The sequence below is a fragment of the Sporosarcina sp. So3-204 genome (genome assembly GCF_058068165.1).
Genome location: NZ_CM176485.1, coordinates 1,728,239 through 1,743,087, shown reverse-complemented (window position 1 = coordinate 1,743,087; position 14,849 = coordinate 1,728,239). Strand labels below are relative to the sequence as shown.

Here is a 14,849-nt window from a genome sequence, read left to right as displayed (position 1 = left end):
TTTAGAAGTGCCTGTGCATAAAACTACTCAGAGTTCAATGTAGCACAGGCACACCACATTAAAAGTAAGGATTCCTATAGATTTCCCCAACAATATTCGGGAATGAATTGTAAGACCATACAAAATTTTTACCTTCTGCAGTAAAAACTTATCAAAACATTTTGGGAATTAAACAAGGATTACAGAGAAAGAAACCCTGCGTAATTCCTTGCAATAAATAACTTTATGCTTGCTTCTACATTTGATTCAATTAACTGATTTGAATTCTTTAATTGAAATAATCGTAAGTTATTGAGAAAAGGTTGCAGTTTATTATATTTAAGCAACTTTAAAATCAAGTTAATTTTCGCCTTCTTTTTATTTCCAGGCATAACAGGATTATCTAAAATCAAACTAACCATTCCTAAAAGTAAATCAATTATCTCTACACCAATCTCTTCCCCCTTGGAACGATAATCACATTCTGTGATAATAAATGACTCCCCTCTGTATAAGGAATGGATATTCAATGTCTGCTTCAGATTAATTGCTAGATTTTTAGATCGATATTCTGTAGCATCTTCAACAAAGATCTTTACTTGTACATGATTGTGTTTGCCATACCCGCGTAATAATCCATAACAAATCCGTTCTGGTAACTTCGTGTATATCGTATCACTTACAATTGATTGTTTACTATCATAAATTCTAGAAAATACACGAGCCTCGTTATCCAGAGCTGATTTTGAATAGTTAATAAAGTTCATTTGGGTATACGGTGCAAGTGGCAATGCCAAACTAAACAATTCTTCTATTCCTTGTCTGTCTTTTGAATAACCACCATAATCAGTCCAATGAAAGTTATATTTTTGATTTAACTGATGTAAAGAAGTAAAATCTGAATGATAATATATTGAAAGTGGAATACAAATTGCCCCCATTAACTGGATGGGATCTTTGCTCTGTTTGCCACTCTCATCAAAACAAATAATTAAGTCCATCGCCTTCGTTTCCTTCATGCGTCAGCACCTTCTTTCCTTGACAAAATGTATGTATTCCAGTAATAATGAATATAATAGTTGAGAAACGTATAACTCATGTCATTCGTACATGCGTTTGCGTATCAGAGAAAAGGAACTCATGTCATTCGTACATGCGTTCCTTTTTATTTTGTAAAGTAACTATATAATACGAAGAATTCTGAATCCTATTACAGATCTGTCAAAACAATTCACATTTATAATTAATTCCATAATAAATTTAAGAGACTTAGCACGATTCTAAGAACGTATATTCTTAGTAATTCTACCACGAGTAGACTGAATATACTAAAAAGGTAAGTTAAAAGATTTACTTCCATTAGAAAAAACCAAGCCTTCCCCAGGAACTTGGTTTTCAATTCAATATTACGCATTGCCAGCTATCAAAAACGTGCCCACTAGCGTTACACAGCTGGTAATTTCTTCATAAAACTGTGCTGTGCAGCAAACCAATCAGAACTCAATGTTGTACAGGCACTCCAAATCTAATTAAAGTTTCAAAAACAACCAATAAGGCATCTGTATTTTCACAGACGCCTTAAATCCTGTTATTCTTTAGACAATGTCTTTGAATAAATCAATCCAACAACACCAACAATTATAAACAAAATCGCACGCACTACTATCGAAACACTACCTAAATCTACAAAGAATAACTTCAGAATACAAACAACAATAAGCCACGCACCCGCTAATTTCACATGTCTCCAAATCATCTTTTTGCCAATGCTAATGGATGCAAAAGAAAAAGCAAACAGCAAGAATGTGTGTATTAATAACAAGTATTCCCAATCTAGCTCATAAAATGATGCGGTTGCCAAATACCATTTATTTAAGAATAAAAATAAAATGATTTGCATGACAAGCGCTAGTATAGGAATTTTCTTCATTAACTTAGCTGATTTATAATAAAACCTTTCTTTCATAACAGCTATAAACATCGCTGTCAGTACAATAACATAAATTATTTCTACTGAAAGGTTAAATAAATGATTCGACTCATCAAAACGATTTGATAGTTTAAAAGTAAGGAGTCCTACACCTAATATAAAAAACTGAATGATAACAGCATGAGCTACATAACGTCCTCTTTGCCACTTGTGAATAAAGAACATCCCTACTAAAGTGACGATTAATACAAGCCCGAAGACATGACTATTTGTCGTAGTTGGGAAAACTGAATCTTGAAGTGCAAGACTAGTCAATCGGATTACATAATTCATGATAATGATTTGCCCGATAATAAGACTTTGATCGATTCGTTCTATTTTCCCTTTTAAAAACGTTGGAGTGAACTTGTAGAGTGAATAGTAAATGAAAATCACTGTAACTAAGAATAACATCCACAGCACGTGTTCCAATGAATAAAACCGTGTCAGTTCGATTGTGAAAAAGACAGTACACGCTGCCAATACGTAAATAAATGAACTTGTAACAATCGTTCTAATCGTATTAAAACGAAGCCCAACCCATAAACCTACAGCACCATTTACAAGTAACAAAAGAAACGTAATGTTATGATTCGCAAAACTGAGTGAAAAAACAAATGCACTAAGCGCAAAGACAGAAACTGCCGAAAGAACGCTACCTAGTAACGCGTCTTTTTTCATGAAAAAATAAATCGTATTTGCTACATATACAAACGCCAAGAATCCATAGACTACAATTTCTTGATCGGCCTCTAGCAACTTAATCCAACCTAAAGCAAAAGCGAAGTTCGAATAAATAAGTGCTTCTGAAAAAACATGTCTTGATATGGTCCCTTTTAAATAAAAGAAGAGTAACACAAAATGCTGTATTAAAACTGTCCCAACAACAATTGGTTCATCAAAAGAGACGAAATTTAGTAAGCTATAAGTGACCAATGTCAGGTGGAATAATAGAAACGTAATATAAAACGTATATTTTTGCTTTTGTCGAAGCGATACATAAAATAATGATAAAAACAAAATTAAAATATAAGCACAAAATTGAAGTGACATGGTACCTTCACCTTCAAGTAAGTAAGGTAGTAAAAAGCCACCAATTGCTGAAAATATCGTAAGAGTTTCTGATTTTGTCTTCTCAGACAATAAAACTCCGATGACAATATAAGCTACACCTATAATGAAAGCGGTAGTAAAATTAAAATACCCATACAACTGATGTCCCGCAAATGTCGTCAAAATACCTAACGTAATCAGTCCGCCGAGTAGCGTCAATCCAAAAACTCTGCTATTTCCATTGTAATACTTCATACCAAGATAATACAGCAGTACCGTACCTGCATAACCCATCCCAATGCGCACCGGATTCGTCACAATCCCGTAATCCATACCAAGCTTCAGACCCCATAAAACGCCTAGTAAAAGAATGAACATAAACACACGTGGTAGCCAAACGCCTAATGCCCTTTCAAGATTAAATTCTTTTTTCTCCACAGGCTTTTTAATCGTTTTTTCAACATAAACATTATCAACTGGTCTAGTAAATTCTGGATCCGTAATCTGTTCTTCAACTCTAGGCTTCGGCGGAGAAAATTTCCAAGGTTCATTAACAACCGATGTTTTAGCCAACAATTCTAATTGCTGTTTTTTCAACAACTTCATTTCTGTTTCTAATTGCTCTAATCTTTTGAGGATGTCTTCATTGTTTTCATTCACAAACACACCGCCTTCTCTACTACAATTATATTCTTGAAATAACAAAAGATGTGATTTATAGATTAATCACTAGTTTACCATAGATTGAAATAGGAATTATTCAAATTATTCAATCCACATCACATTGAGATGCGTCAAACGAAATAAACCATTTAAAACTGTATTGCTTAAAACGTACATATGCAGTAAAATATTCAGAATCCAACATTGCACAGGAACTCCAAACCCCTCCCAAAAATCACAAAAAAAGTATGGGACAAACAATTGAAATACCCGATAAAAGCACAGAAAAAACCCCCTAAACTTATTTAGAGGCTTCTCCTAGCCAATCTATGGCCTGCATACTTTATTACTTTATATTCATCATAGAGCTATTAAATGAATTCTGTATTGTGTCCGATTATCACTGTGCACAGGAAATTCTATTCAACTTATTTTTTACGGTCAATTACTTTTTCGCCTCGAAAGAAAACTTTACTTATTTTTTCAACACTTGTAATTTCCAGACCCGGAATACCTTCTACTACTAAGAAGTTGGCATCCAATCCTTGCACTAATCTTCCAAAACTATTTTCCCGACCTAATAGTGCTGCTGGATTTGCAGTAAGTAATGCCAAAATCTCATTTTCATCGTAATTATTTTCTTTTAATAGTTGCATGGCAGGATGGGCAATTAACATTAATACATCAGGGCCCCTCAATGCCTGATCCTTAAAGGGCAGCCATGTAGTGCCTTGATATGGCGGTAAATAAGCATCGGTTGAAATTGAAACAGGTATATTATTATTCACTAATGTAAGAATTTCTTCTGGTGAATTAGGAGTTATGTGAGTACCACCCATGGGGGTAGCAACTATTTCCACATGCTGTTTTGAAGCCTGTTCTATTAACCGGTCCGTGATGCCATGTGCATGGTGCAAAACGTCCACTCCGGCATCCAATGCCATTTTTATACTAGACTCACCAGCAACATGAACGCCAATCCGCTTTCCTAGCTGATGATAGATTTCTACAATCTTCTTTAATTCCGCTAACGTATAAATGACTTCTCCTGCCCTTGGTACTTCATCTACAGTAAAGTTTGCCGGTGTTGCATTGATAAATACGTTTTCACCAGGATAGTCACTTGCCTCTGCAATCATTTGCACCACATTCGGGTCGATTAAATCTGCTTTCTCGACGACTTGCGACTGTGTAACTGCCGTGAAATGGGCTAACTTTTCAAATCCAATCGATATGCTCGTCGTTGCAAAAGAAACATCCAACGGCATATTCAAAACAGCCTTCCGGTAATCATTCACAGTAAAATCATAGAGTGGATGCCCACATATTTGTTCACCCAGGGCTGTTATTCCTGACGATAGTGCATCTAATAGAAGTGATTTCCCCACTTTAAAATGATTAATTGGTGTGTCAGGGTATAGTGAAGATGGTGCAAATTCTAATAAGTGCGTGTGGCAATCAACTAATGAGGGCGTAATGACATAAGCCGAGTAATCAATCACACAGAAACCAGGATATTGTTTTTGAAGCCTCTCCCAATTTCCTATATCTAAAATTTTCCCATTTACGACTACCAAAGCACCGTTTTCAATCGTCCCCAATTTACTGACAGTGACAATCCTTTTCCCTCTTACGATATAACCATCACTCATCATCTAGTTCACCAAAAACGGTGTTAATAAGACCGCCAATGCCCAAGCAGTTGCGAATCGAAGGATCAAGCCAATCAATGCGGCTTTTAAAGCTTCTTTTTCATTGAGATTAGATGTTTCTGCCCAAGTTACTGGTACCTGGCCAAAGATAACGGATAACGGTAACCCAGAGTTCGCCAATACAAATGCCCCTGCAATTAATCGGGGATCTACCGTACTTGGTAACTCTGCAAGTTGAGCAACCGCCAGCGTAGGAGCAGCAAGTATCGAAATAATTCCCGTCGTAGGTTCAATACTCATAAATGTTAAAACAGTTGATAAAGATGCTTCAATAGCAGCCCAAACGCCAAAAAACTTTAAAGCGCCTATAAAGAAAAACACAGCTGCAACTGCCGGAATTATGATTAACAAAAGAAGCTCTACGCCTTCTTTTGCTGAGGTAAAGATTGTTTGAAGAAATCTCGTTTTCGGAGTAAAACGAGGCAAATGTTCTAATTCCATTCCTTTTGTATCTCGATAAATCGTTTTTGATAAAATAAATGGAACTACTATAATAGGAAGGAATATTGAGAAAATCACAAGTGGAAATGCATTAATACCAAAGATTGATAAAGCGATTAGTCCTAACACTAATGTTGCAAATGATTGAGGTGATTGAATCATCGTCGCTATAGCAATTTTCTGCTCATCTTTCGTAGCTTTAGCTTTAACAAGAATCGGTCCAGCAATTTTTCCAGCTGCATTAATATCACCCAGGATATTATAAACACTTGGGATAATAACAGATGGATTAATTTTCAGCCATTTCATAACTGGAACAAATAGTCTGATTAAGCCATCCGTAAAACCTAACCGTTCCAATAATCGCCCAAAAATAACACTAACGATAATCGCAATGCCTACCTCGCTTGTTAAAAATACATCTACTACGATTGGTTTTACTTCGCCAATTATTGTATTAAAGAAATTGGCCAGTGAATTAGGAGCGAATAATAAAATAAGTAATGAGAGTAAAACTAACATGACCCCTATTATTTCAAAAAGAGTCCATTTAGATCTTGGAGACTTAACCTTACTAGATGCTTGTTTATTCTTCATATCATGACCTCCTGCCGTTTTACTAATTTATGCGTGAATGCAAAAGTATGTGTTCGCCTAAGTAAAGAGTAGCTAAGGTACGGAAAATCACTTAGCCACGTTCTAAATCCCAATTACCTTCATAAAATGAATGTATACTAACGTTCATAAAAAAAGGAGATTAGAAAATGTATGCCATTCATTATATTGAAAACAAAATTGAACTACTCAATGTCGCATTGCGGAGAATACCGGCGGTGGATGAAAGCGTGAAGATTAAAGGGCGCAACGGAAAAGTGATAAGAGTTGAGAAGATGGGAGAATCTAAATACTTTGTGTTTGTAGAGTTTGAAAAAATAGTTGAAAAAAGCAACACAAACTTAAAGAGTATTGGTAAGAAAAGAAAATGACTTTCTAATAATATCGGGCATTGTGACAATTCAAAAAAGGGAATCAGGTGTGAAACCCTGGTTCCCTTCTTTCTAGTAGATTCTGCGTCTTAATAAAAGGTACTTATCTGCCAAACAATCATATATTTTAAACTATCTGAAAAATTTCTTCCGCAGTACGCGAGATTCTCCCCCACTAGTTTCACTTACTCCTCACAAACAACACCTTATACCACTGATTCACTAGAAACGGCATTACGGACAAGCAATAGATTAGACCCAATTGTCTTAAACTTAATGGCGCTATCTCAAACATACTCGTAAGCGCTGGATGAAATAACACGACATGTAAGCATATAAATCCGATTAAAAACGCGAGCCACGTATACATATTTGAAAAAACACCAATTACGAAGATTGATTCTTTAGATCTCGAGTTGAAGCCATGTATTAATCTGGACAAACATAAAGTTGTAAATGCCATCGTGCTCGCTGTTAGCGTATCTCCTGCTAATAAACCGATTCGAAAAGCAATAATCGTAGCGATAGCGATTAATAAACCTTCAAGCACCACTTGAGTCGTGACTTTTTTATTTAATAAAGGCGTATGAATATCCCTCGGCTTATCCTTCATCGTTTTTTTATTATGCGGCTCTAAACCGATTGCAATGGCTGGCAAACTATCCGTCAGCAAATTAATAAATAGTAGGTGCACGGGTGCAAATGGTAGTGGTAAACCTAGTATTGTTGCATATAACACAACAAAAATAGCACCTGCATTTCCTGATAATAAGAATAGAATGGCGTTTTTAATATTCGAATAGATACTTCTTCCATTCTCAATTGCTGTGACAATCGTTGAAAAATTATCATCCGTTAAAACCATAGAGGAGGCATCTTTCGCTACTTCGGTACCGGTTATCCCCATCGCCACACCAATATCGGCTTGTTTTAAGGCTGGGCCGTCATTGACACCATCCCCTGTCATCGCAACGACATGTCCTTTTTCCTGCCAAGCTTTAACAATACGTATTTTATGCTCAGGTGTTGCACGAGCGTAGACAGTAATATCTTGAACCCTTTCTTGGAGTTGCTGATCCGTTAACCCTTCAATTTCCGCTCCTTCAATTACTTCTGATGAATCCTTTAATAGTCCAATTTGTTTAGCAATCGCTGTAGCTGTTATTTTATGGTCACCTGTTATCATAACCGGTTTAATACCCGCTTTTATACAGCTTTCAATCGCTCCTTTCGACTCTTTTCTTGGAGGATCCATCATCGCTATTAATCCGGAAAAGATTAAATCTCTTTCATCTTCTGCATCGATAGGTTGATGCGCCCGTATCTCTTTATAAGCAATAGCGATTACTCTTAACCCATTAGTAGAAAAGTCATGATTCACTTCTTCGATTTTTTTACGATACTCATTCGTAACCGTAAGTATTCCTTGAGAAGTTTCCATTTTCATAATCTTGGGCAATAAAACATCTACTGCGCCCTTGGTAATCATGATCATTTGCTCATGGACTTGATGCACTGTAGTCATTAACTTTCTGTCTGAATCAAAAGGGATTTCCTTAATTCGAGGATAGTGATTTCTTACGGATAATTCGTCAATATGATACTGTTTTCCTAATTTCACAAGTGCAATTTCAGTAGCGTCTCCGATTTCTTTTTCATTCCTTGCCAAGGCGTTATTGCATAATAGTGCTTGTACAATAAGCTTTTTCTCAATGGCATGTTCTGTCTTTAGTTGATTATGTGGAATGACTTTTTGATCCACATAGACTTGTTGAACTATCATGTTATTTTCGGTTAATGTCCCCGTTTTATCTGAACAAATAACTGATACACTGCCCAGACTTTCAACAGCATAGAGCTTTCGGATAATGGCATTTTCCTTCGCCATTTTTTGTGTCCCAAAGGCCAGTACAATTGTAACAATAGAACCTAATGCTTCTGGAATAGCCGCAACTGCAAGCGACACAGCAAACATAAACGATTCAACTAACTCACGTCCTCTTAGCAAATCAATCGTAAAAATAGCTAAACAAATAATCGTAATCCCTAAAGCTAATTTTTCTCCAAACTGATTGAGACTTACTTGGAGAGGTGTTTTCTTCTCTTTTGCAGTGTCTAGTAAATTGGCGATTTTCCCGATTTCTGTTTCCATTCCAATCGCTGTTACCACGATGATTCCGCGTCCAATCGTAACAAAGCTTCCAGTGAAAGCCATATTCATTTTCTCTGCAATGGGGACATGTTCTTCTTGGATTGGTGCGGTACTTTTCGCTACAGCCAATGATTCACCTGTCAGCGAACTTTCATTGATATGCAAATTATGGCTTTCTACTAATCTGCCATCCGCACTGATATAGTCACCTGCCTCCAAAGAGAGGAGATCACCAACTACGATATCTTCTGAAGGAATCTCTACTAGCTGATTATTCCGCATCACTTTGGCAATTGGGGAGCTCAACGCCTTCAGACTCTCCAAAGATTGTTCAGCCTTCACATGTTGTACGGTGCCCAGGATTGCGTTTAATAGTACGACAATCAGTATCACAATCGTACTTTCTACTTCACCTAATAAAAATGAAATGAAAGCGGCTATTAATAAAATAATGACTAATAAATCTTTAAACTGTCCAAAGAAAACAGCGAATGCACTTGTCCTTTTTCCTTCCGCCAATTCATTATAGCCATATACCTCTTGTCTCTTTTGGACGTCATAATCACTCAATCCTTGATGGGTCACGTCCAGCTTATCCATAACTTCAACGGATGATTGTTCATGGTATTCTGACATCCGATTCTCCTTCCAGTGCGAAATTGGTTGACGACCATGCTATCGAACAGACCTTTTGGAGTTTGTCCTTTCTTATACATGTAGCGAATATACTGGAATACTAAACAATCCAATTTTGCTCTCTATCTCATTCGCTAACCGAACCCTATACCAATACTATTCCTTGTCCGATCGCTGTATGATAAGAATCGCTATAGAAATAAAAAAACGTGCCTGTACAGCACACTATTCCATACTTTCATATTGTAGGAATGCTGCGGTGCGTATGTATGTGATTTTACCAGTAGATAAATTAGACCGTTCAAATGTGTAATAATTGAACACTTTTGGTACGTACTTCCGTATAGTAGATTGTAATAGTAACTAAACGGATGGTGATAAAATGAAACTCATAAAGAAAATTTTGTTAGAAACCGGGACATTCATCCTCTTTCTTCTACTAATGGTGGGCTTTGTTTATGAAGCGTCGGAGTTTGTCAAATTGAAGATGAGTGAGAAAACTTATCCGGCTGAAGGTGTAATGATTGAGAAAGAAGTAGTAAGAGGGCTGTTTGGTTCGATGGCCTATTTTGCGACGATTTCGATTGAAGATGAAGTGCTTGATTATAGTCCGGAGTTGTCGAAACGACAATATGAAGAGATGGGTAAAAGGTATGTGATTCCCGGGATTCTAAAAGAAGGCGAATTTTATAGCGAAGTGGATGTCAGACAGGACAGTATCAAGAACTGGATTATGATGGTCGTATATGGTCTTTATCCGTTCTTCTATATAATCTATCAGCTACGCAAAATCAAATCGTTTTCAACGATTTTTGACCGTCATGGAAGAATCATTGACCGTCTTGCTACATTTCTGATGATTAGTGTATGGTTCATAATGATGCTCATCTTCTACATATCAATGGGGAAAGCAATCTATAATCTGGCAATTACATACTCAGGTGAACTCGTTGAAACACAAGCGTATATTACAGATGAATACGTGAATGAAGGCGGCAGAACGACGGGACCGACTTACCATCTGTCCTTCGACTATGAAGATGCTGACGGGCATATCCGTCATATGACGAAACAGATGTTGCAGAGTGATTTTGTGGAGCCTTCGCAAACGATGACGATACGGTTTCCAAAAGATCAGCCGAACTATGTATCGATTCCGGGCCACTCCTGGAAAGACGTTTTCTCGTTAATCCAGACGGGTGAAATATTTCAATATGCGCTTGCTCTTTTCATGACAGGGTTTACGATATACCTCATCCATTTTCTAATCCGGAAAAAGGAAAAAGAGAAACAGCAACAGTTAAAATGGAAAAAGTTGAAGAAAAAGAAAAAAAAGAAAATCCCGTCGAAGATGATTCGGTTGGATTTTCTACTGACTTGTGGAGTGTCTTGTGCAAGAAACAACTTCAATACAGTTTAGAATAGTGTCTAAGTTGTGTTAGGCCACTGTTAAAAAATCCTCCTAATCGATTATCCGACTAGGAGGATCCATTTTATTAATCTACTGTACAAATGAATTTCATAATTACGTTGGAATTATTTTTTGCTTACCTACGCACTTAAGAGATTACTTCTCTCCCACGAAACTATAAACAGCGCCGCCACAAGGTCAATGATCTCTTTTAATCAGTCTTTACTAACGTATTCCATCGTATCTAGTTTATTATGATAATATGTCTCTAAGTTATGTGTTCCAGGATCTCTTATTATAAAATTAACTGAAGGAATACCCACTTCATTATATGAAACATGGTCCGAGGAGCCACGTTTGTATAAGACTAACTCAGAAGGTTTACCAATGTCACTCGCTACTTTATTTGTAGATTCAGTCACTAGATTTGCTTTCCCGTCGACTGTATTCGTATAAATAGTTGTTGCATTTTCCCACGACGTCGCCACCATGTCCTTATTGAAGTTTGCTATACTACGCGCTATTTCTTCTTCAGTTAATGTCTTATCGTCATGAGTAGATCCAATTAGTTCAATTTCTTCAGCGCCTACAAATGCAATTCATAGTTCTTCTTCAAGGGATAATCCTTTAATACACGTGTGATTTCTAGAGCGGCTGCAGTACCTGCTTGTTGTGAAAGATCTAAAAGTAAAGAGGATTATTAAATTGCGTAAAAAATAACCGTATCTCATTTATCTTGAGAATTGGTTATCTTGGTTGATTATGGGATTACATTTAGTAGTCTTCTTTCCATTACAAGCATTTCTTTTAAATACTTAATCTCACTATTTGATAAGTCATTTCTACTGTTCATTTCATTTATATAAGTCTCATAGTCATTGATTAACTCATCGTATTGTTGATTTTGAGTATTAAAATTTTCTGTTTGCGCTAAAAATAATTCTGCTTGTTTTAAAAGCTTCTTCTCATATTCGTGAGAAGCTTCTATGTAACCTTCTTTCTTACCTTCGTATTTACCTTGATTATATACATGACTAATGCCAGGCATATCTTCCAGTACATCTTCTCTATACTTTTCCTTAATTCCATCAACTAATCCATGGTCTTTTATTTTTATAGCTGTGTCAATTGTATGATAGCCAGAATGTTTTTTAATAAAAATCGGCCGAATCCCATGCCCTCACCTACTTTAGTTTTATTTCTACACCTTGAATTTTTTTATTAAAACCATTGAGTACAAACTCTTCTTTAATTTTTCGAATAAAATCTGCATCCGTTATAAGTCGATAGATTGTGACGATCAACCCACCTATATCCAATTTTCTTATCGCTTTTTCATTTCCAGCATAAACACTTGCAGCAACATAGATTACATTGCTAGAAGAGGCAATTAAATTTGAATAACTTAATATCTTTCTAGTCTTGACATCATAAAGTGATCTTGAGCTATACTTACTTTCATCATATAACAGTCCATGAACCATCGATATAATCGTATTAATTAGAATAGACATTGAAGCTTGTTTTCCTACATTAGAAATGTTTCCCATATCAATTCCTCGTTCGGCTAAATGTCTAGCTAAGTCAGGAGATATGGTGCTAATTACTGGGATTGGCAAGCCAGCAATAGAATATTGATCCGATTTAATATGCATCCATTGCTTTATGATTGCTGTTCCAACTGCAGTCTTTCCTTCAACACCTTGATCTAGTAATTTCTCTTGGGTATATGATAAAACTTTTAAAGTATCGGCATGATGAGTAATCTTATCTCTAGCATCTCCCCTAGCAGTGTAACCTGTCTTAATATGATAAGAGTTTAAATCCCAAGTTGTGAGCGTACTAGTTGCAATATTAGCCGTTCCAAATAACCATCCCAATAATGGGTCATGACCTAGCGTTTTAAATCTATGCGTTTTCCCACCTAATCCTAAGTCAAACTTCGGACTGCCATAAAGTGCGTCATAAGGTACAGGGTTATTAATAATTTGTTCTAAAGTTGGTTTGTACCATCCATGTAATCTTTCGCTTGATTCTTTTGACTTATTTCCTTTTACTAACTTCGCTGCTTCAGCATCCGTAAGTCGCTCTTTAAAATCTGTAAGCAAATATTGTCGCAAGCATTGTAATGCTGTAGCAAAGTATAAAAATGTTACATCAACCTTATTGAGAGCTGTCTGACTTTCAAACTCCCGCTCTAAATCTTTAATAATATATTCTGCATTGTGAGCAACATCAGTAACTCTCTTTGACTCTTTCGTGATTGTTTGCATATTATCAATTGTTGTTTCAGATACTCTTTTAATGTCATTTCTTCGTTTTCTTAGCTCTGAAATATCCATATGCCCATCCTCCACTTCGCACAATTATTAAATTAAATTTTTATATTAATAAGTATCATTTCCATTTATCTATGTATACTGCGTCTTAAAAGATCAAAAATAATATAACTTAAATCCGTGTAATTGTATGCATGTCAATACTACTATACTTAAAGAAACAATAATACACAACTACAATTTAAAAAAGTGCCTCCGCATGATACAAATTAAAATAGTATCTTGCAAAGGCACTGTTCTTATAAATTTAACTTAGAAAATAAATCCTTTTTTGATCCATATTTTGATTGGCACATACAAGCTTTCTTCGTCTATAATCGTTTCGTATTTTTTATTAATCAATTCTCCTATTTCCAGTGGATAAGTCGTAACAATTTCTTCTGACATACTTATTAATCCCAAATCATCATCTACCAGATAATAACGACGAGTTATTTGATCACTTTCATCTCTATAATCATCCCTAGAAATATACAACGCTTTTCTTTTGGCTAAGGTCTTAATTTGTGATTGCGTTAATTTCTCTATTTCTGTATAAGTTGAACCCATATAGTGCGTTTCATTTTCTTCCGTACCTACTTGATTAATTCCTTGTTCGTTTTTAATTTTCTCTACATGATACGATAATTTATTCCTGTATTTTTTGCTATTCTCTAAGCGTAAGGAATATTCTAGTTTTTTCACAGAATACATGCCTTTACTAGATAAATCCGCAATATCAATATTTTCTTTTACGAGTAATTCATTCAATACCACTTCAGATGCATACAAATCAATATCCTGTAGACTCTTTCCCGTATTCAAATAAGCATGGACTTCAAAGTCATAATTCAAAAATGATCCATGTATATACTGCGTTGAATAATCTAGTTTTTGAATGGTAGGAAGTTCTTGACCATCTCCATTATGACTAAAAAAACTCAATCCAGTTTGTTTCATGTATGATAAGCAAATTGGTTGGCTTTTTAATTTGTTTTGCGTTAATGCAACGATTAATTCTACTTTTATTTGACTTCCCTTAACTGCATGGCAATCACCATTACTCGGCATAGCCCATTCTGAAAAATACTCATTATATGGGTGACTATGATAAGACGCGACACAAGCTGTAGTCGCTACTAACTGCTTTGTTTTCTTTACAATATCGTCAACTTTATCATTAGCTGTAACCGATGCTTTCGTTTGCGAGGCTACATTACCTATCGGGAATGAATATTCCCCTACTAATTTATCTTTTTCTTCTGTCCCCATGATTAAACCATATGCCTCTTTATAACTCTTTTTATCAGGATAATATTGAATACAGTCTATCAAAATCGTTGATAATGCATTTTGTGTTAATTCAAAAATCATTGTATCTATCTCCATTCTAAAGTACATTTCCGATTCTTTTTAGCTATTATCGTTTTTCAAAAATTCAATGATACACAAGCACACTTAATTATATATGTATGAAACTGTTTAGTATTGTGAAAGCTACTAATTTTATATTCATAATTAGTAAAAGC

At 35.6% G+C, this 14,849-nt stretch carries 11 protein-coding genes; 2 read left to right on the top strand and 9 right to left on the bottom strand.

The annotated features are described in order from the left end of the window. Positions 1 to 179: 179 nt before the first annotated feature. The 4 genes from AC3RV6_RS08480 to AC3RV6_RS08465 all read right to left on the bottom strand — a co-directional run bounded on the left by AC3RV6_RS08480 (position 180) and on the right by AC3RV6_RS08465 (position 6,414). Positions 180 to 998, bottom strand: coding sequence for a hypothetical protein (locus AC3RV6_RS08480; RefSeq protein WP_489749008.1), 819 nt, complete (start codon positions 996 to 998; stop codon positions 180 to 182). A gap of 569 nt (positions 999 to 1,567) precedes the next feature. Further along, positions 1,568 to 3,661, bottom strand: a complete 2,094-nt coding sequence (locus AC3RV6_RS08475; RefSeq protein WP_489749007.1) for a DUF2339 domain-containing protein — start codon at positions 3,659 to 3,661, stop codon at positions 1,568 to 1,570. A 431-nt stretch (positions 3,662 to 4,092) separates the two neighbouring features. After that, positions 4,093 to 5,319, bottom strand: coding sequence for an amidohydrolase family protein (locus tag AC3RV6_RS08470; protein ID WP_489749006.1), 1,227 nt, complete (start codon positions 5,317 to 5,319; stop codon positions 4,093 to 4,095). Further along, on the bottom strand, positions 5,320 to 6,414 hold the full coding sequence (locus AC3RV6_RS08465; protein ID WP_489749005.1) for a hypothetical protein: 1,095 nt from the start codon (positions 6,412 to 6,414) through the stop codon (positions 5,320 to 5,322). It abuts the gene before it with no gap. Positions 6,415 to 6,581: 167 nt separating this feature from the next. Between AC3RV6_RS08465 and AC3RV6_RS08460 the strand changes: the two genes are divergently transcribed. Continuing rightward, the gene (locus AC3RV6_RS08460; protein WP_489749004.1) at positions 6,582 to 6,803 is read left to right on the top strand and encodes a hypothetical protein; all 222 of its coding nucleotides are present in this window, start codon (positions 6,582 to 6,584) and stop codon (positions 6,801 to 6,803) included. Between the two features lie 181 nt (positions 6,804 to 6,984). Here AC3RV6_RS08460 and AC3RV6_RS08455 read toward each other — a convergent pair whose 3' ends face one another. Continuing rightward, positions 6,985 to 9,591 carry a cation-translocating P-type ATPase gene (locus tag AC3RV6_RS08455; protein WP_489749003.1) on the bottom strand — a complete coding sequence of 869 codons (2,607 nt, stop codon included), beginning with the start codon at positions 9,589 to 9,591 and terminating at the stop codon, positions 6,985 to 6,987. 382 nt (positions 9,592 to 9,973) lie between these two features. Here AC3RV6_RS08455 and AC3RV6_RS08450 point away from each other — a divergent pair, with 382 nt between their 5' ends. After that, positions 9,974 to 11,011 (top strand): hypothetical protein, encoded by a 1,038-nt coding sequence (locus AC3RV6_RS08450; protein ID WP_489749002.1) that lies wholly within the window; start codon positions 9,974 to 9,976, stop codon positions 11,009 to 11,011. A 206-nt stretch (positions 11,012 to 11,217) separates the two neighbouring features. Here AC3RV6_RS08450 and AC3RV6_RS08445 read toward each other — a convergent pair whose 3' ends face one another. From AC3RV6_RS08445 to AC3RV6_RS08430, 4 genes are all read right to left on the bottom strand, one after another. Beyond that, positions 11,218 to 11,568: a M28 family peptidase gene (locus AC3RV6_RS08445; protein WP_489749221.1), complete on the bottom strand. Its 351-nt coding sequence runs from the start codon at positions 11,566 to 11,568 to the stop codon at positions 11,218 to 11,220. A 194-nt stretch (positions 11,569 to 11,762) separates the two neighbouring features. Further along, positions 11,763 to 12,050 carry a hypothetical protein gene (locus AC3RV6_RS08440; RefSeq protein ID WP_489749001.1) on the bottom strand — a complete coding sequence of 96 codons (288 nt, stop codon included), beginning with the start codon at positions 12,048 to 12,050 and terminating at the stop codon, positions 11,763 to 11,765. Between the two features lie 136 nt (positions 12,051 to 12,186). Beyond that, positions 12,187 to 13,344 (bottom strand): hypothetical protein, encoded by a 1,158-nt coding sequence (locus tag AC3RV6_RS08435; RefSeq protein WP_489749000.1) that lies wholly within the window; start codon positions 13,342 to 13,344, stop codon positions 12,187 to 12,189. A gap of 249 nt (positions 13,345 to 13,593) precedes the next feature. After that, positions 13,594 to 14,694, bottom strand: a complete 1,101-nt coding sequence (locus AC3RV6_RS08430) for a hypothetical protein (protein ID WP_489748999.1) — start codon at positions 14,692 to 14,694, stop codon at positions 13,594 to 13,596. Between the last annotated feature and the right edge of the window lie 155 nt (positions 14,695 to 14,849).

Bases quoted from the DNA above. Each gene is read 5' to 3' on its own strand.
- AC3RV6_RS08480 (WP_489749008.1), bottom strand. From the start codon at position 998: ATGAAGGAAACGAAGGCGATGGACTTAATTATTTGTTTTGATGAGAGT.
- AC3RV6_RS08470 (WP_489749006.1), bottom strand. From the start codon at position 5,319: ATGATGAGTGATGGTTATATCGTAAGAGGGAAAAGGATTGTCACTGTC.
- AC3RV6_RS08465 (WP_489749005.1), bottom strand. From the start codon at position 6,414: ATGAAGAATAAACAAGCATCTAGTAAGGTTAAGTCTCCAAGATCTAAA.
- AC3RV6_RS08460 (WP_489749004.1), top strand. From the start codon at position 6,582: ATGTATGCCATTCATTATATTGAAAACAAAATTGAACTACTCAATGTC.
- AC3RV6_RS08455 (WP_489749003.1), bottom strand. From the start codon at position 9,591: ATGTCAGAATACCATGAACAATCATCCGTTGAAGTTATGGATAAGCTG.
- AC3RV6_RS08450 (WP_489749002.1), top strand. From the start codon at position 9,974: ATGAAACTCATAAAGAAAATTTTGTTAGAAACCGGGACATTCATCCTC.
- AC3RV6_RS08440 (WP_489749001.1), bottom strand. From the start codon at position 12,050: ATGCCTGGCATTAGTCATGTATATAATCAAGGTAAATACGAAGGTAAG.
- AC3RV6_RS08435 (WP_489749000.1), bottom strand. From the start codon at position 13,344: ATGGATATTTCAGAGCTAAGAAAACGAAGAAATGACATTAAAAGAGTA.
- AC3RV6_RS08430 (WP_489748999.1), bottom strand. From the start codon at position 14,694: ATGATTTTTGAATTAACACAAAATGCATTATCAACGATTTTGATAGAC.